The following is a 26,261-nucleotide window of genomic DNA, read 5'->3' as shown; positions in this document are numbered from 1 at the left end:
GCGATTCTTCTTATCTTTAGTTGCGGAGATCCGACTCGAACGAATGACCTTTGGGTTATGAGCCCAACGAGCTACCAACTGCTCCACTCCGCGATGTTTAACGGGTGCAAAGGTACGGCTTTTTTTGAAACAAACAAATAATTAGCTGAATATTTTTCGAGTAAATCATCTAAATTCTCTTATGTGGTTGAAAATGAGAAAGATAATGATGGGACTTTTTTTGAGTACTTATTAATATGTGAATGTTAATATTATCTCTGTTTTCTTGTATGGTCTAAAGAAAAGAACTATTTTTGCTCAAAGATGTTGTGCTTCAGTGATTTATAACTTTGGCTCTTAAATGTGTGTGTTTAAATTGCTTTATTTGAACAATACAAACTTACATAAAATTAAAAGAATTGTTCGTAAGTTTATTAGTTTTTAGTTTCTATATATCATTCACTGGAGATAATTATTATTTATGCTTTTACAAGACTATATTTCTTATGAGTAAGTTTTTGGGGATAAGATTCGTGGCTTTTATTATCTGCGGTTTGTTTGTGGCTTCTCCTATGCAGGCACACTTAAGGTTCGACTCCTTATTGATTGAACTGGATCATGTGATTGCTAATGAGAAAGAATACAAAAGCCGGAAAGAAAATTATTTGGAAAAACTTAAAGAGCAACTTCGAAATCAGAATCTTTCCAGAGAAAGCCGTTATTCTATTTATCAGAGTCTCGCAGGTGAATATGAGACTTTTATTTGCGATTCTGCAATAGTATATGCCAATCGTGCTTTGTACGAAGCGGCTGAATTGAAGAATACAAGCTGGATGAATGACAGCAGGATACAGCTGGCTCGTGGAGAGGCGAAAGCCGGAATGTTCTCCAAAACACTTGATATATTGAACTCCATAGACCGAACCCAACTGAACCGGCATCAATTGATTGACTACTATAAGACATATATTGATGTATATATCTATATGATCGAATATAATGACGGATATGATCTGGCGGATTTAATTGCCAAAAAGGTAGTCTGCCAGGATTCACTCATTCAGATAGTCGATACCACTTCTTTTGAATACGTTACCAGATATGGTTTCCGTTGCATTGAAACCGGGGATCTTGCCGGTGCCGAAAGAATATTGCTGTCCTACTTCCCGAAAGTAAAGCCCGATACAAAGGAATGTGCGGGGATTACGTCAATTCTTTCTTTCCTTTACGAACAGAAGGGAGATAGTGAAAAAGAAAAAGAATATCTAGCGATTTCTGCTATTTCTGATATCAAGGCTTCCGTGAAAGAGAATATATCACTACGTGCTTTGGCTTTTATCCTGTTCAATAACGATGTAGACATTGATCGTGCTAACCGGTACATAAAAAAAAGCTTGGATGACGCCAATTTTTATAATGCTCGTTTGCGGAATATACAAACAGCCAAAATACTTCCAATCATAGATAAGGCGTACCAACTTGACCGTGAAAAACAGCAGAATAGGCTTCGGTTCTTGTTGATAATCGTAAGTCTCCTCTCTATTGTTTTGTTGATAGCTATTTTGTTGGTAGTAAAGCAAATGAAGAAACTGGCAAGAGCCAAACAGCATATCGAAGAGATTAATGCTCGTCTGAACGAGTTGAACACTGTGTTGCAGGATGTCAATAAACAACTGAAACAAAGTAACCTTTCGCTTGCCGAGTCTAATCATATTAAGGAACTGTTTATCAGTAGTTTTCTTGAGATCTGCACACAATATATCGAAAAATTGGACGCTTTTAAAGGGACAGTGAATCGGAAAGTGAAGGCCGGTCAGGTGGCGGATATACTGAAACTTACTTCCAAAACGGAAAACTCTGCACTTGAATTGAAAGAATTGTATGCTAACTTCGATCATGCTTTCCTGAATATATATCCCACATTTGTGGAGGAATTTAATACTTTGCTTCGGATAGAGGAACGTTATCCTGTTATGTCTGATAAATCTCTGAATCAGGAATTGCGTGTCTTCGCATTGATTAAGTTGGGGATTAAAGATATTAATAAGATTGCTGTTTTTCTCCATTATACTCCGCGTACGGTTTACAACTATCGCAGCAAAATTAAGTCGAAAGCTTTGAATACAGACGAGGATTTTGAAGAGAAGGTAAAACTTCTCTGCTCGGATAGCTTCTGAAACTTATTCGGAGGGTGAAAAATCTCTCCTCGAGAAAAGATTCAATTTACATTGAGAAGTGCAGGACTGTTATTTAATAGTTTGATTATTAGTGTTATATGCGCAAGAATGAACTGTTAATTTTTACCTTGCACTTACTAGCCTATTTGTTTTCTCAAATATCTTCTTAGTTTTGCTTCAGAGAATTTCGGTAAAACTAATTTGTTCAACATTATTAATATTTATGGAAAAACAGTCAAAAATTAAACGAATCACACAATTTTTTGTGCTGGTGCTTTTCGTACTCTTCTCTTCGCAGGCGCTTGCCCAACAGAGCACGATTAAAGGACTTGTAAAAGATGAGACCGGTGTGCCTATCATCGGAGCGAATGTGTCTGTAAAGGGCACTACTAACGGAGTGGTAACGGATACGAACGGGCGCTTTATCTTATCCAAAGTGAAGTCCGGTGCTGCCATTGTATTTTCCTACGTCACTTATATTACTAAGGAGGTTACCTATAAGGGACAAGCGGATATGATTGTTACTTTAGTAGAGGATAACAAACTACTGGATGAGGTGGTAGTCATCGGTTACGGACAGGTGCGTAAAGGAGATGCTACGGGAGCTTTGACAAGCCTGAAGGCGGATGATAAGATCAGAGGTTTTGCCCCTAATACGCAGGATTTGCTAGTTGGCAAAGTAGCCGGTGTGGCTATCACTAGTGAGGGAGGTTCTCCTAACGGAGCCTCATATATACGAATCAGAGGAGGCTCTTCTCTTACAGCCAGTAATGATCCGTTAATTGTTGTGGACGGGGTGTTTATTGACAATCAAGGGTTGAATGGTGCCGGAAACATTCTGAGCACAATCAATCCAACGGATATTGAATCTTTCACTATTCTGAAAGATGCTTCAGCTACCGCTATTTATGGTTCGCGTGCCTCCAACGGAGTAATTCTGATTACTACCAAGAAGGGAACAGAAGGTAAAGTGAAAATTACTTATGACGGAAATGTATCCATAGGTACACCTAAGAAAAAGATAGATGTAATGACAGGAGACGAGTTCCGGGTGTTCTTGAAAGAGAACTATTCCGACCTAAGTATCTATGAACAGATGGCAAAGAAGCAGGGACTGGTTAATACGGATTGGCAGGATGAGATATTCCGTACTACTTTGAATACGGAACATAACCTGAGTGTATATGGAACTGCGGCAAAAGTGATGCCTTATCGTGTCTCTTTCGGATATACCAATATTGATGGTATCTTAAAAACTTCCAAGACAGAGCGGTATACAGGAAGTTTTTCCGTTACTCCTTCTTTGTTTGACGATCATCTGAAGATCAATCTGAATGGCCGTGGTATGTATGTCAAGAATCGCTTTGCCGATTGGGGGGCAATCGGGGCCGCAATCGTTATGGACCCTTCACAGTCTGTTTATGATAAAGATAGTCCTTATGGGGGCTATTTTACATGGACAGGAGATGATGATAATGTTATCCAGGTAGCCACGAAAAATCCGGTGTCTATGCTAGAAATGACTCACGATGAATCGAAGGTACGCAACTTTATCGGGAATGCACAACTTGACTATAAACTGCATTTCTTTCCTGATTTGCGACTGAATATGAATGTCGGCATAGATTACTCGAAAGGAGAAGGTATCAAGTATATCTCTGAATTTGCTCCGTCGGATTATATGTACGGAGGCTATGATTCGAACTGGAACCAGAAGATACGTAACTCATCGTTTGACTTTTATGCTCAATATGCGAAGGACTTTAATTTTCTGGATAGTAACTTCGACCTAATGGGGGGATATTCTTGGCAACATTACTGGCGTGCAGGCGATGGTGTAGGACATCGTATTACGAAATTTGATGCATACGGTGACCCGGTGCTTGTAACCCAGAACAATTATGAAACCGAGCATTATATCGTGTCTTTCTTCGGACGTATGAACTATAATGTGAAAGACCGTTATTTGTTGACTTTTACTTTACGTAATGACGGCTCTTCCCGTTTCCATAAAGACAATCGTTGGGCGTTGTTCCCTTCTGTTGCCCTGGCGTGGAGGATGTCCGAAGAAGACTTTATTAAACAACTTGACTTTGTCAATAACCTGAAGTTGCGTTTAGGCTGGGGGATAACCGGCCAGCAGGATATCAACCAGGGGGATTATCCTTATATGGCTACTTATCTGCATACAGTGGGCGATCAGGCTAATTATCTGCGCGGATATAACAACGGAGTACCTGTCTGGGTATCGCTTCTGCGTCCCGAAGCATTTAATCCTGATCTAAAATGGGAATCTACCATTACTTACAATGTGGGGTTGGATTACAGTTTGTTTAATAACCGGGTCGACGGCTCTATTGATTTTTATCACCGTAAGACAAAAGATTTGATTAATGCGGAGACCAAGACAACTGCCGGAACAAACTTCAAGGAGTTTGTGGCAGCGAATATCGGTAATCTTGAAAATACAGGATTTGAGTTTGCTATTAACGGACGTCCTGTTGTTAACCGGAACTTTACCTGGGAAGTAGGCGCCAATTTCGCTTACAATAAGAACAAGATCACCAAACTGAGTGTCGGAGACGATAAAGATACGAAAAGTGTCAATGGCATGACCGTGCACATGGTAGGACATGCGGCTAATATGTACTATGTTTACGAACAGATTTACGATGAAAACGGGAAACCGATAGAAGGGCTTTATAAGGATCGGAACAATGACGGGCAGATTAATGAGCAGGATTTGCGACCGTATAATAAATCTTCTCCTGATGTCACTCTTGGACTAAACACCCGTTTGAACTGGAAAGCTTGGGATTTGTCGATTGCAGGACATGGAAGCTTCGGCACTTATAATTATAATGCCATTGCGGCCAATCATGCCGGATTAAGCCCTACCACCATTTATGCAAGCGAATCACTGTCCAACCGCGTGAAAAGTGCTTTTGATACGAATTTCCAGATAGCACAGCCGCTTTCCGACTATTACGTGCAGAATGCTTCTTTTTTCCGTATTGATAATATCGTATTGGGCTGGTCATTCAAGAACTCCAAACGGATACCTTTCAACGGGCGAATTTACGGAAGTGTACAGAATCCGTTTGTCTTTACGAAATACAAGGGTGTAGACCCCGAAGTGTTCGGAGGCTATGACGGGACTTTATATCCTCGTCCGATGACTTTCTTGCTAGGTGTGAATCTTAACTTTTAAATCCATAGAACCATGAAGAAATTATATAATTTACTATTATTGTCCGTCTGTTTACCCATGTTCTTATCTTCCTGTTTAGGAGATTTGGATACTGTGCCTCTGACAGATGATAAACTGCTTCCCGAAAAGGCTTGGGAAGATCCGAATGCTTACGAACAGTTCCTTGCAAAGATATATGCGGGCTTGACTCTATCCGGAAATGAAGGTCCCTTCGGGCTTCCTGATATTTCGGCATCCGACCAGGGAGAAGCTACATTTCTGCGTTCTTACTGGAATCTTCAGCAATTGGGTACTGATGAAGTGGTTTGTGCCGAAGATAATGAGACCATGCGAGGATTGCAGTTCTGTCAGTGGAACTCCAATAATAATTTCGTAGCGTTGAATTATACCCGTATTTATATGAACGTGGCTTATGCCAACGAATATCTGCGTGAAACAACCGATGAGAAATTGGGAAATCGCGGTGTGGGCGATGAGTTAAGGGCAAAGATTGAGGGATTCAGGGCGGAAGCCAGAGTACTGCGTGCCATGAGCTATTATTTCCTGATGGATCTTTATGCCAATGTTCCCTTTATCGATGAGAATGTGCCTGTCGGTTCCAGAAAGTTGGATCAGAAAGACCGCGTCTTTTTCTTTTCCTGGATAGAATCCGAGTTGAAGAATGTGGAAGGAAAGTTGCCTCCGGCTGATAAAGACCATTATGGAATGGTTAATGATCCGACTGTATGGATGTTGTTGGCTAAGATGTATCTGAATGCGGAAGTGTATATCGGAGAAAAACGGTATGATGACTGCCTGATTTATCTGAAGAAGTTACTGGGGGCAGGATTTACTATTGATCCGGTTTATAAAAATATGTTCTGTGCAGATAATGAGAAATCGCCGGAGATTATTTTCTCGTTGGTTTATGACGGTCGTAGGGCGACTACTTTCGGAGGTACTACTTATTTGATTGCGGCTGCTTGCAAATCGGATATGAATCCTCTGACTACTTTGGGCTTTTCTCAGGCATGGTCGAATATTAGGGCGAAAGAGACATTGTCTACTCTGTTTGAAGAAAGTGACAAGCGTGCTATGTTTTGGAAACAAGACCGTACATTGGAAAGTTCTGTCTGGTATGACTTCACCAAAGGTTGGTCGGTGATTAAGTATTCAAATCTGAAAAGTGACGGTACTCCGGGATCGAACAGTGCTCATGCTGATACGGATTTCCCGTTCTTCCGGTTGGCTGATGCTTACCTGATGTATGCAGAAGCAGTGCTCCGTGGAGGACAGGGAGGAACGAAAGAACAGGCTTTGCTTTATCTTAAGGAACTACGTGAGCGGGCGGGAATATCTCCTGTATCAAGTGTAGAACTGACGTTGGACTTCATACTGGAGGAACGTTCGCGCGAATTGTATTGGGAAGGACACCGGCGTATCGACCTGATTCGTTTTGGCAAGTTTACGAAGAATTATAAATGGCCCTGGAAGAACGGTGTGTTCAGTGGTGTGGCGAATATTGACAGCAAATATAATATTTATCCGCTTCCTGCGACGGAACTGACTTCCAATCCTGATTTGAAACAAAATACCGGTTATTAAAATGAAAGAACGTATGAAAACATATAAGAAATATATTATTGGTATTCTATGCTTGCTTGGCATGGCAGCTTGCAGTGAAAAGGATGCGGAACCAGTATTGACCCGGGTGGTGCCTAGTGCTCTCGATGATTTTCCGTTCGATGATTATGTACTGCAGAATCCGGAAGACGAGGACCCTCTTTTGTTTACGGTGACCTGGACGGAAACTTTGTTTTATCTGGACGGCAGTTCGACACCCATGCCGATAGCTCCTGTGGAATATACTTTGCAAGTAGACAAGGCAGGCAATAATTTCGAATCGCCTCAGACGTTGGCAACCACTTCTTCGCTGGTGGCAAATATCTACACCAAGGAACTTAACAATCTAATGGAAGAGAGCTTGGACGCTATTCCCGGTGAGAAAATGGATATCGAATTAAGGGTTTTGACCAGTTACGGACAGAATGTGGTACGGGAAGTCGTTTCGAGCAATACGATGAAGCTTGCCGTTACTCCGTTTAAAGATAGAGACCCGTTGCAGCTTGTCTATATTATCGGTGATATGAACGGCTGGAATAATTCTAACACGGACGGCATGTATGTGATGTTCAAGAATAATAGTGATAGCAAGAATCATGTTTATACTTATACAGGATATATGCCGGAGAACTGTTATTATAAGTTCCTTCCTAAAGAATCATTGGGGACATATAAGGCATACTGTTTCAAGGAAGACGGAAAATTGGAATATGTGGAAAGTGACGGCGGTGCGCTTCACAATGCGACAGCAGGCTACAAGACTATTACAATCAATCTCAAGGAACTGTCTTATACTGTGGAAGATTATGATATATCCGGTGCGAAAGTATGGGGTTCCATAGGGCTTATCGGTGAGTTCTGCGGTTGGGATAATGAACCTCTTATGACGCGTTTTTCTGTAGATAATAGTCATCTCTGGAAAATGGATCTCACTTTGCCGGCTCTTACCGGAAATAATACGCATCCTGTGAAGTTCCGTGCCAATAAGAGTTGGGATAGTCGTTGGGCAGCTACGGACCCGGAGTCTGTTCCCTATGGGAAAACGATCTTCTTAATGGGAGATGAATATGATCCGAATATAATTTTGCGTGAAGGAGGAGATTATCAGGTGATTTTCAATGACCTGACAGGACATTATATTTTCCGGAAAAAAGAATAATAAATTTTGCATGAATATGAAAAAGATACAATTTATACTCACTTTGTTTTGCGTGCTGGCTTTGTTGCCGGCATGTAATGACGATGAACAGGGTCGGCTTACCGCCTTACCGTCCGTGATTAGTGATCTTGAAAGCACAGACTATACGTTACCGAAGTTTGTAGAGGGACAGAATCCCTATTTGTTCAGAATGACCTGGACAAAGGCGAAATACTTTTCAGAGTCGGAATCACCGGTCTATGTAGGAGATGTGGTTTATGAAGTGGAAGTAGACTTGGCAGGAAATGAATTTGAAAATCCTCGGATGATATTTTCTACGCAAGGACTTTATATGGATGTATATGAGGGAACATTGCGCACAATACTATCTGAACTGGCGGGAGAAAACAAGGAGGAGTCTCAAGTTGTTGGTATTCGGATAAAGACAACGGGTAGCGGGTTGGTTGTTTATTCGGAACCGATCCTGCTTTCTATCACTCCTTATGTGCCCGAACCCTCTGTCGAAGCTGTATCCGGTGTCATTGCAGAACTGACGGAGGATAATTATCAGCTTCAAAGACCTACGGGAGAAGATAATCCTCAGCTCTTTACAATCGGGTGGACGGCCACCGGATTTTACTTGGAAGGGACCGGAACTCCGGCTCCTGTACCTCCTGCTGTTGAATATACTTTGCAGATTGATCAGGCTGATAATAATTTTGCTTCTCCGCAGACATTGGCTGTTACCTCCTTGATTTCGGTAAACATCTTGACAAGAGAATTCAATAACTTACTGATTGAGCAATTGGGAGCAACTCCCGGCGAGAGCATGGACCTTCAAATCAGGCTGTTGAGTCGTTATAATGAAGGAGGTGTGGCGAAGGAGGTACTTTCAAATAGTATCAGTCTGTCTGCCACTCCCTATGTGGAAGTAGATCCGGTACGTCCCATATATATGGTTGGGGATATGAACAACTGGAATACTACGAATACAGATTTTATGATGTTCAAGGAGAATAGTGATGTCCGGAATTACGTTTACACATTCACCGGATATTTCGACGGGAATGTCTCTTTCAAAATTATACCTGAGGAGTCTTTGGGGACTAATAAGGCTTATTGCCGGAAGGAAGAGGGGACGCTAACTTATGCGGATACTCAGGAAGGGAAAATTTGGATAGCCACGGCCGGCTATAAGACAATCACAGTCAATCTGGAGGAAATGACTTATACGATTGTGGATTACGATGCATCGGGTGCTACGGAATGGGAGGCAATGAGTGTGGTCGGAGCGTATTGTGGCTGGAATCCGTCGAACTCCATTGCGCAAATGACTAAAATGAACGGTAATCCCCATATCTGGCGGCTAAAGATAGATATGCCTTTTGTTGAGGCCTCGGACAATGGTGTTAAGTTTGTCGGCAATAATGCGTTTGGAAATAATTATGTTCCGGTAGATCAGTGGTCTAATCCGTATGGAGTCTGCGAACTGAATCCGGCGGGCAGGGATGTTAATATTGTGCGGGATGAAGGGGGGGACTTCTTGTTTATCCTCAATACACTGACAGGTCACTATGTGATGATGAAACTGAATGATTAATGATAATGGTCTATTAAAATTTGATAGTATGAATACAATAAAAATATTTACGCTGCTATTATTCTCATTGTTGATTCTTAGTAGTTGCAATGATGAAGACGAATATACGTGGACGGATATTCCCAATAGTGAGGTAAAGCCTGTAACGGCTCATAATAAGGTGATATATGAGGTAAATGTGTACAGCTATTCTTCCGGGCATAATTTCAAAGGGCTTGAAAGTGACTTGCCGCGATTGAAGGAACTCGGGATAGATATTCTATGGCTGATGCCTATTCATCCTCGTGGCGAGGAGAATAGGGCAGGGACATTGGGTAGTCCCTATTCGGTAAAAGATTATAAGGCGATTAATCCTGACTATGGGACGTCGGAAGACTTTAAGTCTTTGGTGAATACCGCCCATGCTATGGGTATGGAAATCTGGTTGGACTGGGTAGCCAATCATACGGCCTGGGATAATGTGTGGGTAGCCGGACACTTGGATTATTATGCAGAAAAGGACGGAGAGCGTCCGTATGCTCCCGGAGGTTGGTTGGATGTGATTCAACTGGATCATACTAATGCGGAAATGCGTACTGCTATGGCGGATGCCATGAAATATTGGCTGACAGAATTTGATATTGACGGTTTCCGGTTTGATGCAGCCGACTTTGTGCCTTTGGATTTCTGGAGAGAACTTCGTAAAGAGGTGGATAAGGTGAAAAAGGTGACCTGGTTGAGCGAAGGCTCCGATCCGGCCTACATGGAAGTTTTTGATTATGACTATGCATGGGATTTCGCCACCGCGTTGAAAGACTTCGGTGCTGAAAATGATGTACCTGTTTTGATTGACGAATGCAAGAAATTGTTTAATGATGCAGCTTACAAAAATAAAGGGCGGATGGTTTATATTACCAATCATGACCTGAATGCTTATGAGGGGTCGGAGTTCGACCGTTATGGAAATAATGTATTGCCATTGGCTGTCCTTTCATTTACTATTTATGATATGCCTCTTATCTACAACGGTCAGGAAATAGGAATGAATAAATCCATGAATTTTGCGGAACCGGTAATGGTGGACTGGAATCCTGCAAATAAGGTTTATGTTAACCTGTATCAGAAGTTAACCCGGTTGAAACGGACTCAGCCGGCACTTGAAGATGGCGCCAATCGGGGAGCTTTGAAGATATATTCTACAAATGACGAAAGTCTATTTGCTTACTCCCGTATCAAGGGAGATAACGAAATATTGGTACTTCTGAATTTTGCTCAGGTACCCAAAAGATTACGGTTTACACAGGAATCTCCTGCCGGAAAATTCAAGGATTATTTGAATGGGGGATATAGAGAATTCTCTGCGGGAAACGGTATCTCGCTGCATGAGAACGGATATGCGATTTTTGTAAAATAAAACATAGATATGATGAAAAGAAGTATGATGCAAACTGTTTTTCTGTTGGTTTTTCTGCTCTATCCTTTATGTGCGGGTGCATCCGTAATTCAGGAGAAGGTATATGACATCTGTAAATATGGGGCGAAAGGAGATGGTAAAACGTTGAATACAAATGCTATTAATTCAGCTATTGAATATTGTGCCGAAAATGGAGGGGGAACGGTGTTAATACCTAAGGGAACTTTTCTCAGCGGGACAATCTACTTGAAAGATAACATTTCTCTTGTGTTACGTAAAGGCGCTGTATTGAAAGGAACTGCGGATGTGAGCCAGTACAAATCTTATACTCCTTTGGGTAACCTTAGTATGTTTGATAGCGGTGGGGACGGTGAGAATGCCAACAGTGCTATTGATCCTCATTGGAACCGGGCGTTAATATTGGGAGTAGGTGTCAGCAATATTTCTATTGAGGGAGAGGGGATTATTGACGGAAATCATGTCTTTGACTCGGAAGGTGAAGAGAATATGCGGGGGCCGCATACGATTATTATTGCCGAGTCACGGAATATATTGATGCGGGGAATCACTCTGAACTGTGCTTCCAACTATGCTTTTATGGCTTATAAAATAGAAGATATGGTTTTTCATGACCTTGAATTTAATGAGGGTTGGGATGGAATACATATACGCGGAGGCAAGAATATAACAATCCGTAACTGCCGTTTTTTTACGGGAGATGACGCTATTGCCGGTGGTTATTGGGAGAATATGGTGATAAGTGACTGCCACATAAATTCTTCCTGTAATGGAGTCCGTATGATAATGCCGGCAACGGGACTGACTATTTCCAATTGTACCTTTGCAGGGCCGGGAAAATATCCGCATCGTACTTCTAAAGAGAAAAAGCGGAATAATATGCTGTCTGCCATAATCTTGCAACCTGGTGGTTGGGGAAAAGCACCGGGCAAGATTCGTGATATATATATACATGACGTTAGCATTGATAATATGAATAATCCTTTGATGATTGTGCTCAATGAAGGAAATACGGGAGACAATATTCTGGTGGAACGGATGAAGGCTACTCGTATCAGCCAGGCGGCAGTTTCAATTGAAAGTTGGAAGGGGGGAACTTTCGGCAATGTGACATTCAGGGATATTTCTATCAGTTATGAAGGAAACAAGAATCCGGAGCTGAAAAATCTTCAAGTTAGTCAGCCGCCGGCAGACTCCCGTCTCTTACCCTGTTGGGGCTGGTATGCGCGTAATGTGCAAAATATGGTTCTTGAGAATGTAGAACTGAATTACCGGGGAGAAGATGTACGTCCTGCATTCTGGCTCAATAATGTCGGGAAAACGGAGTTGATTCAGGTGAATTATACAGGTAGTAAGAACGTAGGTGCTATAATGCAGGAAAATACGGGGACGGTTATTAAAAGATAATGTGAATCGTGAGGATATCACTATTCGGATATTCTCTTAATCTTAATAATTTATGAAACGAGTAATATGGTTGGCTTTGTTTGTATGTATGGTTTTGTCATTGTGGGGAAAAATCAGATTACCTTCTATCTTGGGCGATAATATGGTTTTGCAACGTTCGGATACAGTGAATATTTGGGGCTGGGCTGCGCCCTCTCAAAATGTGACGGTGAAACCTTCCTGGGATAACCGGATATATACGACAAAAGCAGAAAATAATGGAAAATGGTTGCTACAAATACAGACTCCTGAAGCAGGAGGACCTTATCAGATTGATATTAGTGATGGAGAGTTGCTGACACTAAAAGATATACTGATTGGAGAAGTTTGGATTTGTTCCGGACAGTCGAATATGGAAATGCCGGTGCATGGTTTTTATGGGCAGCCTGTAGTCGGATCTTTGGAGGAAATAGTTGAAGCAAGCCAATATCCGGATATACGTATGTTTACACTACCTCCTACTCCTGCAGCAGAACCGCAGGATGATTGTCGGGGAAGTTGGTTGAAGTCAACTCCTGAAAGCGTCCGGGATTTTAGTGCCGTTGGCTATTTCTTCGGTAAAAATCTGAATAAAGTGCTGAATATACCAATCGGACTGATTACTCCTAATTGTGGTGGTATTGCCATTGAGCCCTGGATGACAGCAGAGGCTATCAGAGAAACAGCCGGTATCAATCAGAAACTGGCTTTTACTCCTCAGGTACAGACAGAGGCTGCCAATGCTTCATATCTTTTTAATGGAATGATAGCGCCGATTCGCAATTTTACCGGTCGTGGGTTTATATGGTATCAGGGGGAATCCAACCAACATAACTATTTTGATTATGATAAGTTGCAGGTCTCAATGGTGAACCTTTGGCGGAAAGAATGGAAAAATGAAGATATGCCGTTTTATTATGTGCAATTGGTTCCTTTCCCTTTTGATGGGGCAGAGAGAATTTCTTTGTCGCTAGTCATCGAGGCTCAATATAAAGCATTGCAGCATATTTCGAATGCCGGTATTGTTGCAACAACGGATTTGGGACATTTCACCTGCATTCATCCGCCACGAAAAAAAGAAATCGGACAGCGATTGGCAGCTCTGGCGCTACGGAAAACTTATCAGATCAATGGTGTGCTGCCGGACGCTCCAATGATTGATAAAGTCGTTTTTGAAGGGAATAAGGCGGTACTTACATTCAAGGGAGTACCCGATTATAGTCCTGCCGCTGTAGGTAGTCTTGATTTTTATGGAGGTGAACTGAGAGGATTTGAGATAGCGGGTGAAGACCGTCAGTTTTATCCGGCGAAGGCTTTACTGATACAGGGGCAGAACAGAATGGAAGTGATGAGTGAAAAGGTATCCCGCCCTGTGGCTGTCCGATATGCATTCAAAAACTATCATGATGCGAATGTAATGACAACTGAAGGACAGCCGTTGGTTCCTTTCCGTACGGATCATTGGGATGATGTTTATTAAATCATGTTTTCAATTCTAAGTAGATAAACTAAAAAACTAGGTCCATGAAGAATTTTATTATTGGTTTATTGTTCCTTTGTGGTTTTTACGCTTGTTCATCCGGTAAAGAGAATATTTCGGAGGTAGATTGTGCACAGTATGTTAATCCTTTCATTGGTAATGCCGATAACGGGCATACTTTTCCCGGTGCGTGCGCTCCCTTCGGAATGATACAGGCGAGCCCGGAAAGTGGGAATGCTTCGTGGCGTTATTGTTCCGGATTCAATTATGAAGATGACGAGATATTCGGATTTGCGCAGAATCATTTGAACGGAACAGGCTGCCCGGATCTGGGAGATATTCTGATGTTGCCCTTTAGTGGAATTATAGAAAATCGTGAATATAAAGCTAGAATAGATAAGTCAAGGCAAACGGCCCGACCGGGATATTATGCAGTAACTTTACCGGACTTCGGGATAAATGCCGAAGTCACCGCTACGGAGCACACGGCCTTTTATAGATATACTTATCAGAACGATGAAGAAGCAAATCTTTTCATTGACCTGCAAAGCGGCCTTGTGACTTCTCCACAGGGGATTCGTGACAGAGTATTGTTTTCTGATATGCAAATGCCTGATGGACGTACTATTACTGGTCATAATGAAACTAATGGTTGGGTGCGGCGTCATTTCTATTATGTGATAGCGTTTGACAAATCTTATAAAGTAAAAGAAATGCTTCCTGTCCGGGAAGGAGAAAAGGCGAAACGGTTCGTACTGAGTTTCGATCTGAAACGGGGAGAGGCATTACAGGTTAAAATAGCATTATCAACAGTGAGTGTAAACGGGGCAAAAGCTTCTTTGCAAAAAGAAAATCCGGATTGGAATTTTGATAAAATGAAAGGAGAAACTTATCAGAGATGGAATACTTTGCTCCAACGAGTGCGTGTAGAAGGTACTGATAAACAGAAAACAAATTTCTATACTTCCCTTTACCACTTGTATATCCAACCTAATAATATTGCAGATACAGATGGTAGATATAGAGGGGTGAATGACAGTGTTTCCACTTCTCCTTCCGGAGAGTATTATTCTACTTTGTCTCTTTGGGATACTTATCGCGCGGCTCATCCTCTATATACGATTCTGACTCCGGAAAGGGTAAATGGTATGGTAAATAGTATGCTTGCTCATCATAAAGCATATGGATATCTGCCTATCTGGACATTATGGGGAAAGGAAAATTATTGTATGATCGGCAATCATGCAATTCCGGTTATTGTGGATGCTTACCTGAAAGGTTTCGATGGTTTTGATAAAAGGGAGGCTTATAAAGCGATAAAAGAATCGTCTACTCTCAGTCATCGTAACTCCGATTGGGAAGTTTATAATAAATATGGATATTATCCTTTTGATATAATGACGGCTGAGTCTGTATCTAAAACTCTGGAGAGTGCTTATGATGATTATTGTGTAGCTCAAATGGCTAAAAGTCTTGATGAAATGTGGGATTTTGAATACTTCATGAAACGCTCCGGATATTATAAGAATCTTTTTGATCCCGAAACGAAGTTTATGCGTGGAAAAGATTCGAAAGGGAATTGGAGGACTCCGTTTCGCGCTATGCGTTTGTTTCATGCAGGTGAGGTTGGGGGAGATTTTACTGAAGGTAACTCCTGGCAGTATACATGGCATGTGCAACAAGATGTAGAAGGTTTGATCGAACTGATGGGGGGCAAGGATGCTTTTGCAAATAAGCTGGATTCTTTGTTTACGCTGGAAGCTAATCCGCAAGAAATGGGTGAAGTGCTCGATGTGACAGGATTGATAGGGCAATATGCTCATGGTAATGAACCCAGTCATCATGTGATTTATCTGTATAACTACGCAAACCGTCCTTGGAAAACCCAAGAGTTGGTGCGTGAAGTTTTTGATCGTTTCTATTTGGATAAGCCAAATGGTCTTTGTGGAAATGATGATTGCGGGCAAATGTCGGCATGGTATATTTTTTCAGCTATGGGATTCTATCCGGTGAATCCTTGTGGAGGAGAATATGTGATAGGTGCTCCCCAGCTAGAAGAAGTTATTATTGATTTGCCTGATCGAAAACAGTTTACGGTGAAGGCAATCAATCTTTCGGAAACAAATAAATATGTGGGAACGGTGCTGTTGAACGGTAAACCTTTGAAAGGTTTTATTCTTCATCATTCTGATATTATGAAAGGAGGGCTGTTGGAGTTTGTAATGAAAAGCCAACCTGATAAGAGGTAAAAGTAAAAGAATAATTTATGTAAGTGGATTGTTTTTGGGATAGCTGAATTAGTTGTAGATAGAGTGTCGTAAGATTAATATTGACATTTACAACACTCTATTTTCTTGTATATGAGTGAAGTGTAGCTCTGATGAAAGAACTTTTGATTATGAAACTCTAATATTAACTTTGTATAAGGCAGATTGCCAACATTTAATTTCTGTTGTTCTTTAGTGCTGAATGTTACCTGTTTGGCATCTATAATTTTCTACATTATAGTCGTTGCTGATTTCTCGTTAATCTCTGTAGTCATAGTATTTTTATATATGCGTGTTCTTAATATGGTTATACTATTATCAATGTCAGTAGGGTGTTCACAAAGATAATGCTTAAATTCTAAGAAAATATCTTTTAGCTCTGATTATCTATCGTTGGTTATCGTGTTATTATTGTTGTCTAATTTCGACAAACGCGCATTGACATACGCTTGTTGTCTTCTTATGTTCCAGTGTTCAGGATATACTTTGACTCCTGTTGACAACTTAACTTGTTTATTGTTAAGATATACGACTAAATAGATATTGGTCGGTCTATTTGTTTTGGGTTGTCTTAAATTGAAATTACATTGCATTTGGGTTATGAAAATTTGTCTTTTCATAACTTTGTTCTTAAATTTTGTTCTTTAAAAGCTATTCTCTGTAATTGCAACTTATTTCCAACCTGTTACAAATATGCTTGCAAACAATTTGTGCATTTCCAAGAAAAGAATTACTTTTGCTCAAAATATTCAGCAATGTGCAATTTGTAACCTATGACCGTATCCAAGACAAAAGCCAAATTAGTAGATGTAGCCCGTCAGCTTTTTGCGAAGATGGGAGTAGAAAACACAACTATGAATGATATCGCTCTTGCTTCTAAAAAAGGTAGACGAACGCTCTATACTTATTTTAAAAGTAAGGATGAAATTTATTTGGCTGTTGTGGAATCGGAATTGGATATTCTGTCGGATATGATGAAGCGGGTGGCCGAGAAAAATATCTCACCGGACGAGAAATTGTTGGAGATGATATATACCCGGTTGGACGCGGTAAAAGAGGTGGTCTATCGAAACGGAACACTGCGTGCTTATTTCTTCCGTGATATATGGCGGGTGGAAAAAGTTCGCAAGAAGTTTGATGCAAAGGAAGTCCAGCTCTTTAAAGCCGTTCTTCTGGAAGGACAGGCAAAAGGAGTTTTCCATATTGACGATGTGGAGATGACTGCCGACTTGATACATTATTGTGTGAAAGGAATTGAAGTTCCTTATATTCGAGGCCATATAGGTGCACATCTGGATGAAGATACAAGAAATAGATATGTGTCCAACATTGTGTTTGGCGCACTGCATAGAACAGAAATTTAATTAAATAACTTTTAGTATGGGATTATTAGACGGAAAAACAGCCATTGTAACCGGTGCTGCTCGCGGTATTGGTAAGGCTATCGCTCTTAAGTTTGCTGCCGAAGGCGCAAACATCGCATTTACTGACCTTGTCATTGACGAAAATGCAGAAAATACAGCAAAGGAACTTGAAGCAATGGGCGTGAAAGCCAAAGGTTACGCTTCTAACGCGGCTAACTTTGAAGATACTGCAAAGGTCGTTGAAGAAATCCACAAGGACTTCGGACGGATCGATATATTGGTAAATAATGCCGGTATCACTCGTGACGGTTTGATGATGCGCATGAGCGAACAGCAATGGGATATGGTAATCAACGTGAACCTGAAGTCTGCATTTAACTTCATCCATGCTTGTACACCTATCATGATGCGTCAAAAAGCTGGTAGCATTATCAATATGGCCTCTGTTGTAGGTGTTCACGGAAATGCAGGACAGGCTAACTATGCTGCTTCCAAAGCAGGTATGATTGCATTGGCTAAGTCTATCGCACAAGAGTTGGGCTCTCGCGGCATCCGTGCCAATGCTATCGCTCCGGGATTCATCCTGACAGACATGACAGCTGCTCTTTCTGACGAAGTAAGAGCTGAATGGGCAAAGAAAATACCTTTGCGTCGTGGTGGTACTCCTGAAGATGTGGCAAACATCGCTACCTTCCTGGCTTCTGATATGTCTTCTTATGTATCAGGTCAGGTGATTCAGGTAGATGGTGGTATGAATATGTAATCGAACAGAATGACTGTTGTATACGAAGACAACCATATCATTGTAGTCAACAAGACCGCTTCCGAGATTGTCCAGGCAGACAAGACGGGGGATACGCCGCTTTCGGAGACTGTAAAACAGTATCTGAAAGAGAAGTATCAGAAACCCGGAAATGTTTTCCTCGGTGTGACACACCGGCTGGACCGCCCCGTAAGCGGTCTTGTTATTTTTGCCAAAACGAGTAAGGCATTAACAAGGCTCAACGAAATGTTTCGCACCAGTGAGGTGAAAAAGACTTATTGGGCGGTTGTGAAAAATGCTCCGCAAGAACCGGAAGGTGAACTGGTACATTTTCTTGTACGTAATGAAAAGCAGAACAAAAGTTATGCATACGACAAAGAAGTGCCGAACAGCAAGAAAGCGATCTTGCATTACCGGTTGATCGGTCATTCGGAGAATTACTATTTGCTCGAAGTCGATTTAAAAACCGGACGTCATCATCAGATTCGTTGTCAGCTGGCAAAAATGGGATGCCCTATCAAGGGAGATTTGAAATATGGCTCTCCACGCTCCAATCCGGATGGGAGCATTTGTCTGCATGCCCGGAGAGTACGGTTCATACATCCTGTCTCAAAAGAACTGATAGAGCTTGAAGCTCCTCTTCCCGAAGGGAATTTATGGAAAGGATTCGCCATAGATTAACACGGATTTCCACAGATTCATTTATTATGTTATTTAGTAGACGGTACGCAGTTTTTCTGTGGAAAACCGTGTAAATCTGTGGTTGGAACTTGCCAAAAGAGTAAACCTGCCTGCCATTTTTCTTGTAAACTCTAGCGACAGTTAGTTAATTCCTAAATAGGTAGTATATTTGCATCATTCGCTAACTATAATTTTCAATCATACCAAAGAAAAATACGAATGAAGGCATTTAAACTACTTGCACTTACTTCTTGTGTCTTGCTTGCAGCGGGAAATGGAGTAGCGCAACAGAACTATTCAAAAAGTGAAGGATTATTGCAGTACGTCGATCCGTATATCGGATCCGGTTATCATGGACACGTCTTTGTTGGGACGAGTGTTCCGTATGGAATGGTACAGCTGGGTCCTACCAATATCCATAAAGGTTGGGACTGGTGCTCGGGTTATCATTATTCCGATAGTATTTTAATTGGCTTTTCACATACCCATTTGAGCGGTACGGGCTGTACTGACTTATGTGATATTCTCATCATGCCATTGAATGAGATCCGTACTCCCAGAGGCAATCAGGATGATATACGTGATGGGTATGCTTCCAGATATTCTCATGCGAATGAAATCGCCCGTCCCGAATATTACTCTTTGCTTCTCGACCGTTACAATATCAAAGCCGAGCTGACAGCTACAGATCGTGTAGGCTTCCATCGTTATACTTATCCTGAAGGAAAACCGGCTTCCATATTAATCGACTTACGTGAAGGAAACGGATCGAATGCTTACGACAGCTATATCCGTAAGGTAGATGATTATACAGTAGAGGGTTATCGTTATGTGAGAGGCTGGAGTCCTTCCCGCAAAGTTTATTTTGTGTTGAAAAGTGATAAGAAGATAGAGCAGTTTACTGCCTATGATGATAATAACCCGCAACCTTGGGACCAACTGAAAGTGGCATCGGTGAAGAGTGTCCTCACTTTTGGTAACGTGAAGGAAGTGAAGATAAAAGTCGCCCTTTCTTCTGTCAGCTGTGACAACGCAGCGATGAACCTGCAATCCGAACTTACTCACTGGGATTTTGATAAGGTGGTGGATATGAGTGCCGACCGATGGAATAAGCAACTGGAGAAGATGACAGTAGAGACTGATGATGAGGCTTCCAAACGTGTATTCTATACCGCCCATTATCATACTATGATTGCCCCTACGCTTTTTTGCGATGTGAATGGAGAGTATAGAGGGATGAATGACATGATTTACACAGACCCGAAGAAAGCCAACTATACGACTCTTTCTTTATGGGATACCTACCGTGCATTAAATCCTTTGATGACTATTACTCAACCTGAAATGGTTGACCATGTAGTCAATTCGATGATTTCCATCTATCGTCAGCAGGACAAACTCCCTATCTGGCCTTTGATGAGTGGAGAGACCGATCAGATGCCAGGGTATAGCTCCGTGCCGGTGATTGCCGATGCATATCTGAAAGGATTTACCGGGTTCGATGCGGAAGAAGCATTGCAAGCAATGATAGCTACAGCTACTTATGAAAAGCAGAAAGGAGTACCTTATGTAGTCAAAAAAGGCTATATCCCTGCCGACAAAGTTCATGAAGCTACTTCCATAGCCATGGAGTATGCAGTGGACGACTGGGGAATTGCCGCTATGGCACGTAAGATGGGAAAGACAGAAGATGCTGAAACATTCTCAAAACGTGCTCATTATTACAAGAACTATTTTGATTCTTCTATCCATTTCATTCGTCCGAAACTGGAAGACGGCTCTTGGCGTACTCCTTACGATCCGGCACGTTCCATCCATACTGTTGGAGATTTCTGTGAAGGAAACGGATGGCAATATACTTTCTTTGCTCCACAAGACCCCTATGGGCTGATTGCCTTGTTTGGAGGTGACAAACCTTTTACAACGAGGCTTGATGGTTTCTTTACCAATACCGACAGTATGGGGGAAGGAGCATCGAGCGACATAACCGGATTGATCGGACAATATGCACATGGAAATGAACCGAGCCATCATGTTGCTTATCTTTATGCGTATGCCGGTGAACAATGGAAAACGGCGGAAAAGGTTCGTTTTATCATGAGCGATTTTTACACAGACCAGCCGGACGGTATCATCGGTAATGAGGATTGTGGCCAAATGTCTGCCTGGTATCTTCTTTCATCTATGGGACTCTATCAGGTGAACCCGTCGGATGGTGTATTTGTTTTCGGTAGCCCTTGTTTTAAGAAAGTAGAAGTGAAGGTACGTGGTGGTAACACTTTTACTGTAGAAGCACCCAATAACAGCAAAGAAAATATCTATATCCAGAAAGTGTATTTGAATGGCAAGCCTTATGATAAGAGTTATATCACTTATCAGGATATAATAAATGGCAGCACATTGAAGTTTGTAATGGGGAAAAAGCCTAATAAGAATTTTGGTAAGGCTCCGGCAAACAGACCGGTTGTTTTGAATAAGATAAATGGATAAAGATGGCTTACTTATAAAAGACAGCTAATTGTTGAAAGGAGGAAGAAGCCTCCGACAATGAAAGAATAAAGCTGGTTCTCAATATTCAATTCAGTTTTCAATAGGTATTATAAGGCTTTCCGATTGTAGCATTTAATTCTGCTTCGGAAAGCTTTATTTTATACTAGAAACGGCTGAAAAGCAAATCCTTAACAAGAACTTACTGTTTTCAGCCGTTTTGGGGAATATAGTTTTAAGAAATAAGTTAGTCCTGATTACATCTTTCCTTTAAAAAAGAATGTAATCAAGACTATTTTTATAACTATGGCAGCGGATCAGCCTTTGCCGGCCGTTTCGGATCATAAACGGCTACTCCTACTTTGGAGTCAGCACAACCATAATACAAATACCATTTGTTTTTGAAGTAGACCATTCCTTCGATAAATACGGTTCCATCTACATATTGCCCACTCTTTTCAAAGCTATCCATCGGGCGGAAGAACGGTTCGTCGAGACGGGTGATAAAGCGGGTAGGATCATTGGCGTCGAAGAGTGCTTGTCCGGCAGCATAGACATTGGCGGTATAGCGTTTGTCACCTCTTCCTGAATGGTTCTTACCATTATAAAGAAGGACAATTCCTTTCGGAGTGTAGATAGCCGGAGGCCCACATTCGGTGAGATGGCTGTCGAAGTAGCCGTCACGGGGAGAAAACAGCTTTTTTAGGGAGCCATCAATGTTGACAATCGGTGTCCAGTGGATTAAGTCATCGGAAGTAGCTGCGAATACATGCTCTTCTCCCCAGTACATAAAGTATTTCCCGTTGATTTTCTTGATAACCTGCTTCCCTTTAACAACTTCGGTCAGGATAGAGCCGGACTTACAACCCAGGTTGAAGAACTTTCCATCAAATGCTTTGGCAAAAGCAGGACCGTGTTTTGTCCAGTCTTTTAGGTTGCGAGAAGTCGCTACTGCCAGGCGAGGCACATGGCGATTCCATTGGGTGTACATCATTACATATAATCCGTCATCGGTTACGGCAATTCGTGGGTCTTCGCAGCCGCCGGGCCATTCCAACTCTTTTTGTGAATCATTATCCGGATAGAATACAGGAGTCTTTTCCCGTTGGAAATGTGTGCCGTCGGTAGAAGTGGCATAACCGAGGCGAGAAGTCCTGTGTCCGATACCGACACCTGATTTATCCTCTGCACGGTATAACACGACAATCTCACCATTGTAGAGTGTAGCAGCCGGATTGAATGTATCGTTCGATTCCCACGCAATAGAATCTTTGGTCAATGGACAGTAAAACTTGGTGTTTTCTATAGGAGATATTACCGGATTGACATTCTTTGGACGTTCAAAACCACCGAAAGCCCAATCGGGTAATTTGTTCTCTTTATGATTGGAAGACTGTCCGTAGGCAGTACAGGTCATCATGGTTGTAGTAAGTAGGAATAAAAAAGTTGATTTCATATTGTTCATATTATATGGGTCATTTATTTTTTAGGAGTCATATACTCCCTACATATAAATTGGAAAATAAATAAAATGCTGTCATCTGTCACCTGATTGGGCATAAATGATTGATTATAAATATACTGCAGTGTGACAGCATGATGTGACGGCAAGGTGACGACAACTTTGCTGTCACCTTGTTGAAAGTAAGGATTTTATTGCTTCTCTGCTATGTGGGCACTTATTTTTCTATCCGGAGCGGTATTCAAGGATTATCAGACTATTACGGAAGAGAGAGTTTCAGTACTTGAAACTAAAAGTTCTATTGCTTGAAACTTCTGTTTCGTCAGTGGGAAACTTTAGTTTCATCGGTGAGAAACTCTAGTTTCACTTACTTGAAACTATGGTTTCAAAGGCCTGAAACTAAAGTTCTTCAACCTTGAAACTACTTTGGAAGCGTAAGCTTCAAGGTTAGAAACAGTTATCTCATAAGCGGGAATACAATAAAAAACATAATAGAAGACTATTGGATACTATTCAGCAAGTCTACCTTTCCTTCATTCACGAGTTTTAGGATTAGTTCTCCGAACAGCGTATTTTGCCATGCAAACCAGGAACGAGTAAAGTTTTTCGGGTCGTTCTTGTGGAAAGATTCATGCATGAACCCTGTTCCGGCATCCGTATCCATCAGCATTTTGATACAGGTCTTGATTTCTGCGTTGTTTTGACTGGTGAATGCTTTCATCATAATACTCATGGGCCAAATCATATCATATCCGATGTGCGGACCGCCAATTCCTTCACCGGCAGTACCTTTGAAAAAGTAAGGATTATCTTCGCTCCATACAAACTTACGGGTATTCTGATAAATAGGATCGTTCACTTTCACATCTCCAAGATAAGGCAGGGCAATGAGACTCGGCACATTGGCATCATCCATTAACAGTTGGTTGCCGAAACCATCCACTTCGAAAGCATAGATTTTGCCATATTTCGGATGATTGTAAACCGCATATTTTTTCAGGGCTGCTTCCACTTCGTTCGACAGTGTAGTACATTCTTTAGCTAAATCAGGTTTCTTGTTGACCGTATTCAGAATTTCGGCAGCTTTGCGCAATGAAGTTACAGCAAAGAAGTTGGATGGAACGAGGAACTGGAAAGTTGTAGCATCATCCGAAGGACGGAAAGCAGAAGCAATCAGTCCGACCGGCTTTACAGGATTACCCCAGCCGTCGTTGGTCATCGTATCGAGTGCACGTTCCGTTTTGCGTTGGAAACGATAAGGACCTTTCGGGTCTTCTTTTCGTTGCTGTTCCTTAAACGTTTTCAGAACCTTGGCGATGGCTGTAAGCCATTCGTCGGAGAATATACTGGCGTCTCCCGTCGTCTTCCAGTAATGATAAGCAAGACGGATAGGATAACAGAGCGAGTCGATTTCCCATTTGCGTTCGTGCAGTTCGGGCTTCATGTCCGTAAGGTCGCTCATCCATTCGCCGCCTTCGGAATTCATGTTGAAAGCATTGGCATACGGGTCGATATTGATACACTTGAACTGACGTTTGATAACGCCGGCCAGCATCTTTTTCAGTTCCGCGTCTTTGTTGGCGAGTTGCACGTAAGGCCATACTTGTGCACCCGAATCGCGCAACCACATGGCGTGGATGTCGCCTGTATAAACAAACGTATCATCTTTGCCGTCAAAATGAACAGTAGTATCCAGGGTGTTCGGGAAACAGTTTTCGAACATCCATGCCAAGCGGGCATTCGTCAGCAGTTGCTTGATATGCGCAATCTGTTGTTCCACAGCTTGCGAGACAAACAGACGTTTCGATGCTTCCGGACGGTTCGTCTGATAGTTGTTGATTTTGGTATTATCTTGTTGGATGACAAAATCACTGTTCGTTATAGCCTGCATATTGCTAGCACCAAAGAGTGCTATGGACAAACAAAAGGCTTTAGTTATATTCATGGTAATAGTCTTTTTTTGTTGATTAGTATTGATTATGAAAGTGTTGCGGAGAAGAAGTGTTAAATCTCTGCAAAGAATTCAATAAGACAGGCATTGTCGAGCAGCCATTTATACTGCTCCTTGTTATGTCCCGACCAATCCCTGCCTAATAATCCGTTTTCATCCCGGTAGTTTTCCCAGGCGTGAAGCGCATTTTCCACCATCGCATCGACATACGTCGGATTCTTGTCAATCTTATACAGAGCTTTCAGTCCTCTGAATAAGATCACGTTAAACCAGGCCATGTCTTTATGCACTTTGACAGTCGGGTCTTTCTTGTCGGCTTTTGTGCGGAAAAAAGCATCAGTTCCTGCGGCTGTCTGCTGTGCATCGCGCAAATACTGTTCATCTCCCGTTTCCTCATAGAGCAATACACCCGCCTGAATCATCTGTCCACTGTTGTAGGCGTACTTCTCTTTGGAAACTTTCCCTTTCAGGTTGATGTTATCCCAGTAAAGATGGTCGGTAGGGTCGCACAGATGCTTTTTCGTCCAGGCATACGTCTCTTTTGCTTTTTCGAGGTATTTGGCATCCTTCGTCAGCCGGTACAACTTGACACCGAGCACAGTAGACGGTGCATTGGAACAAGTATGCTTCGCTTCCTTCTGCTGTTCACACCAAAAAATACCACCACCCATCTCGTCGCTCCATCCACTGTAGATATATTGATACAATGCAACGGCTTTTTCCAAAGATGCAGGCTTGTGAGTCAGTTGGTAATAATCGCAATAGTCCAGTGCAATCCAGATGTTATCGTCATAATAACGTCCGTGCTGCCCGTACTTGGTGGGGTATGACTGATAACAGGCCGGCAAGCGACTGTTATCCCAATACTGCTCCATTCCCGGTAGAATTCTTTTCTCGAGAATCTTTTTGTACTTCTTGTTTCCGGTCGCTTTGTATAAAGCCACACAACCCGACATCATCCCGGAATACGGCCATAGAAAAGAAGCCTTCAGCGTTCCGTTCTGCTGCGTTCCGCCCGCCAGATAAGTGATTTTTTGGTTGGGATTGACAGGATACGTTTCTGTTAGTAGTCCGTCATTCGTCTGATAGAGATTCAATACATTAGATAGAATCGAGTCGGCAATAGAAAGATAACGGGTATTTCCCGGTGTCTTTCCCACTGCAGAAGTAAGGCAAAATAACATACAGGCTACAAAACATATATTTCTCATAGGAATATCGGGTTGTGTGGTGAAACTTTCAGGTTATAACTAGATACAAAGA

The 26,261-nt window shown here is 41.9% G+C and carries 17 protein-coding genes and 1 tRNA gene; 13 read left to right on the top strand and 5 right to left on the bottom strand.

The genetic code is table 11. From position 1 onward, the window contains the following. Positions 1 to 20: 20 nt before the first annotated feature. A tRNA-Met gene (locus NQ505_RS01575) sits at positions 21 to 93 on the bottom strand. 392 nt (positions 94 to 485) lie between these two features. Between NQ505_RS01575 and NQ505_RS01570 the strand changes: the two genes are divergently transcribed. The 9 genes from NQ505_RS01570 (at position 486) to NQ505_RS01530 (ending at position 16,272) form a co-directional block, all read left to right on the top strand. Next, positions 486 to 2,156 (top strand): DUF6377 domain-containing protein, encoded by a 1,671-nt coding sequence (locus tag NQ505_RS01570; RefSeq protein ID WP_008024540.1) that lies wholly within the window; start codon positions 486 to 488, stop codon positions 2,154 to 2,156. A gap of 223 nt (positions 2,157 to 2,379) precedes the next feature. After that, positions 2,380 to 5,367, top strand: a complete 2,988-nt coding sequence (locus NQ505_RS01565) for a SusC/RagA family TonB-linked outer membrane protein (RefSeq protein ID WP_008997880.1) — start codon at positions 2,380 to 2,382, stop codon at positions 5,365 to 5,367. A 12-nt stretch (positions 5,368 to 5,379) separates the two neighbouring features. Beyond that, the gene (locus NQ505_RS01560; protein WP_008024544.1) at positions 5,380 to 6,951 is read left to right on the top strand and encodes a RagB/SusD family nutrient uptake outer membrane protein; all 1,572 of its coding nucleotides are present in this window, start codon (positions 5,380 to 5,382) and stop codon (positions 6,949 to 6,951) included. A 13-nt stretch (positions 6,952 to 6,964) separates the two neighbouring features. Continuing rightward, positions 6,965 to 8,128 (top strand): SusE domain-containing protein, encoded by a 1,164-nt coding sequence (locus NQ505_RS01555; protein WP_008997879.1) that lies wholly within the window; start codon positions 6,965 to 6,967, stop codon positions 8,126 to 8,128. Between the two features lie 16 nt (positions 8,129 to 8,144). Further along, a complete protein-coding gene (locus NQ505_RS01550; protein WP_008997878.1) occupies positions 8,145 to 9,707 on the top strand; it encodes a SusE domain-containing protein in 1,563 nt (520 codons plus the stop codon). A gap of 28 nt (positions 9,708 to 9,735) precedes the next feature. Continuing rightward, on the top strand, positions 9,736 to 11,100 hold the full coding sequence (locus NQ505_RS01545) for an alpha-amylase family glycosyl hydrolase (protein ID WP_008024550.1): 1,365 nt from the start codon (positions 9,736 to 9,738) through the stop codon (positions 11,098 to 11,100). 9 nt (positions 11,101 to 11,109) lie between these two features. Next, positions 11,110 to 12,525, top strand: a complete 1,416-nt coding sequence (locus NQ505_RS01540) for a glycoside hydrolase family 28 protein (protein ID WP_225451327.1) — start codon at positions 11,110 to 11,112, stop codon at positions 12,523 to 12,525. 52 nt (positions 12,526 to 12,577) lie between these two features. After that, positions 12,578 to 14,023, top strand: a complete 1,446-nt coding sequence (locus NQ505_RS01535; RefSeq protein WP_008997877.1) for a sialate O-acetylesterase — start codon at positions 12,578 to 12,580, stop codon at positions 14,021 to 14,023. A gap of 44 nt (positions 14,024 to 14,067) precedes the next feature. Beyond that, positions 14,068 to 16,272, top strand: a complete 2,205-nt coding sequence (locus NQ505_RS01530) for a GH92 family glycosyl hydrolase (protein WP_008024556.1) — start codon at positions 14,068 to 14,070, stop codon at positions 16,270 to 16,272. Between the two features lie 401 nt (positions 16,273 to 16,673). Here NQ505_RS01530 and NQ505_RS01525 read toward each other — a convergent pair whose 3' ends face one another. After that, positions 16,674 to 16,883 carry a hypothetical protein gene (locus NQ505_RS01525; protein WP_225451331.1) on the bottom strand — a complete coding sequence of 70 codons (210 nt, stop codon included), beginning with the start codon at positions 16,881 to 16,883 and terminating at the stop codon, positions 16,674 to 16,676. A 180-nt stretch (positions 16,884 to 17,063) separates the two neighbouring features. Between NQ505_RS01525 and NQ505_RS01520 the strand changes: the two genes are divergently transcribed. The 4 genes from NQ505_RS01520 (at position 17,064) to NQ505_RS01505 (ending at position 21,588) form a co-directional block, all read left to right on the top strand. After that, positions 17,064 to 17,654, top strand: coding sequence for a TetR/AcrR family transcriptional regulator (locus NQ505_RS01520; protein WP_004299903.1), 591 nt, complete (start codon positions 17,064 to 17,066; stop codon positions 17,652 to 17,654). A gap of 16 nt (positions 17,655 to 17,670) precedes the next feature. Beyond that, entirely contained in the window at positions 17,671 to 18,417 is a 747-nt protein-coding gene (fabG, locus tag NQ505_RS01515; protein ID WP_004299904.1) for a 3-oxoacyl-[acyl-carrier-protein] reductase, read from the top strand. Between the two features lie 9 nt (positions 18,418 to 18,426). Beyond that, entirely contained in the window at positions 18,427 to 19,098 is a 672-nt protein-coding gene (locus tag NQ505_RS01510) for an RluA family pseudouridine synthase (protein WP_004299905.1), read from the top strand. A gap of 219 nt (positions 19,099 to 19,317) precedes the next feature. Further along, positions 19,318 to 21,588 (top strand): GH92 family glycosyl hydrolase, encoded by a 2,271-nt coding sequence (locus NQ505_RS01505; protein ID WP_008997876.1) that lies wholly within the window; start codon positions 19,318 to 19,320, stop codon positions 21,586 to 21,588. Between the two features lie 301 nt (positions 21,589 to 21,889). Here the strand turns inward: NQ505_RS01505 and NQ505_RS01500 are convergent, their stop codons facing one another. The 3 genes from NQ505_RS01500 to NQ505_RS01490 form a co-directional block, all read right to left on the bottom strand. Next, positions 21,890 to 23,050, bottom strand: coding sequence for a glycoside hydrolase family 130 protein (locus NQ505_RS01500; protein ID WP_008997875.1), 1,161 nt, complete (start codon positions 23,048 to 23,050; stop codon positions 21,890 to 21,892). A 496-nt stretch (positions 23,051 to 23,546) separates the two neighbouring features. Beyond that, positions 23,547 to 24,992 (bottom strand): glycoside hydrolase family 125 protein, encoded by a 1,446-nt coding sequence (locus NQ505_RS01495; RefSeq protein ID WP_008997874.1) that lies wholly within the window; start codon positions 24,990 to 24,992, stop codon positions 23,547 to 23,549. A 59-nt stretch (positions 24,993 to 25,051) separates the two neighbouring features. Then, on the bottom strand, positions 25,052 to 26,209 hold the full coding sequence (locus NQ505_RS01490; protein ID WP_032853216.1) for a glycoside hydrolase family 76 protein: 1,158 nt from the start codon (positions 26,207 to 26,209) through the stop codon (positions 25,052 to 25,054). Between the last annotated feature and the right edge of the window lie 52 nt (positions 26,210 to 26,261).

Source organism: Bacteroides sp. D2, assembly GCF_025147085.1.
Taxonomy (GTDB): domain Bacteria; phylum Bacteroidota; class Bacteroidia; order Bacteroidales; family Bacteroidaceae; genus Bacteroides.
Note: the sequence above shows the minus strand (reverse complement) of the source record. Positions and strands in the feature narration are given on the sequence as shown.

What these genes read in the sequence shown, in the direction of transcription:
- NQ505_RS01570 (WP_008024540.1), top strand. Translation starts at nt 486, where the DNA reads ATGAGTAAGTTTTTGGGGATAAGATTCGTGGCTTTTATTATCTGCGGT.
- NQ505_RS01565 (WP_008997880.1), top strand. Translation starts at nt 2,380, where the DNA reads ATGGAAAAACAGTCAAAAATTAAACGAATCACACAATTTTTTGTGCTG.
- NQ505_RS01560 (WP_008024544.1), top strand. Translation starts at nt 5,380, where the DNA reads ATGAAGAAATTATATAATTTACTATTATTGTCCGTCTGTTTACCCATG.
- NQ505_RS01555 (WP_008997879.1), top strand. Translation starts at nt 6,965, where the DNA reads ATGAAAACATATAAGAAATATATTATTGGTATTCTATGCTTGCTTGGC.
- NQ505_RS01550 (WP_008997878.1), top strand. Translation starts at nt 8,145, where the DNA reads ATGAAAAAGATACAATTTATACTCACTTTGTTTTGCGTGCTGGCTTTG.
- NQ505_RS01545 (WP_008024550.1), top strand. Translation starts at nt 9,736, where the DNA reads ATGAATACAATAAAAATATTTACGCTGCTATTATTCTCATTGTTGATT.
- NQ505_RS01540 (WP_225451327.1), top strand. Translation starts at nt 11,110, where the DNA reads ATGATGAAAAGAAGTATGATGCAAACTGTTTTTCTGTTGGTTTTTCTG.
- NQ505_RS01535 (WP_008997877.1), top strand. Translation starts at nt 12,578, where the DNA reads ATGAAACGAGTAATATGGTTGGCTTTGTTTGTATGTATGGTTTTGTCA.
- NQ505_RS01530 (WP_008024556.1), top strand. Translation starts at nt 14,068, where the DNA reads ATGAAGAATTTTATTATTGGTTTATTGTTCCTTTGTGGTTTTTACGCT.
- NQ505_RS01525 (WP_225451331.1), bottom strand. Translation starts at nt 16,883, where the DNA reads ATGCAATGTAATTTCAATTTAAGACAACCCAAAACAAATAGACCGACC.
- NQ505_RS01520 (WP_004299903.1), top strand. Translation starts at nt 17,064, where the DNA reads ATGACCGTATCCAAGACAAAAGCCAAATTAGTAGATGTAGCCCGTCAG.
- fabG (WP_004299904.1), top strand. Translation starts at nt 17,671, where the DNA reads ATGGGATTATTAGACGGAAAAACAGCCATTGTAACCGGTGCTGCTCGC.
- NQ505_RS01510 (WP_004299905.1), top strand. Translation starts at nt 18,427, where the DNA reads ATGACTGTTGTATACGAAGACAACCATATCATTGTAGTCAACAAGACC.
- NQ505_RS01505 (WP_008997876.1), top strand. Translation starts at nt 19,318, where the DNA reads ATGAAGGCATTTAAACTACTTGCACTTACTTCTTGTGTCTTGCTTGCA.
- NQ505_RS01500 (WP_008997875.1), bottom strand. Translation starts at nt 23,050, where the DNA reads ATGAACAATATGAAATCAACTTTTTTATTCCTACTTACTACAACCATG.
- NQ505_RS01495 (WP_008997874.1), bottom strand. Translation starts at nt 24,992, where the DNA reads ATGAATATAACTAAAGCCTTTTGTTTGTCCATAGCACTCTTTGGTGCT.
- NQ505_RS01490 (WP_032853216.1), bottom strand. Translation starts at nt 26,209, where the DNA reads ATGAGAAATATATGTTTTGTAGCCTGTATGTTATTTTGCCTTACTTCT.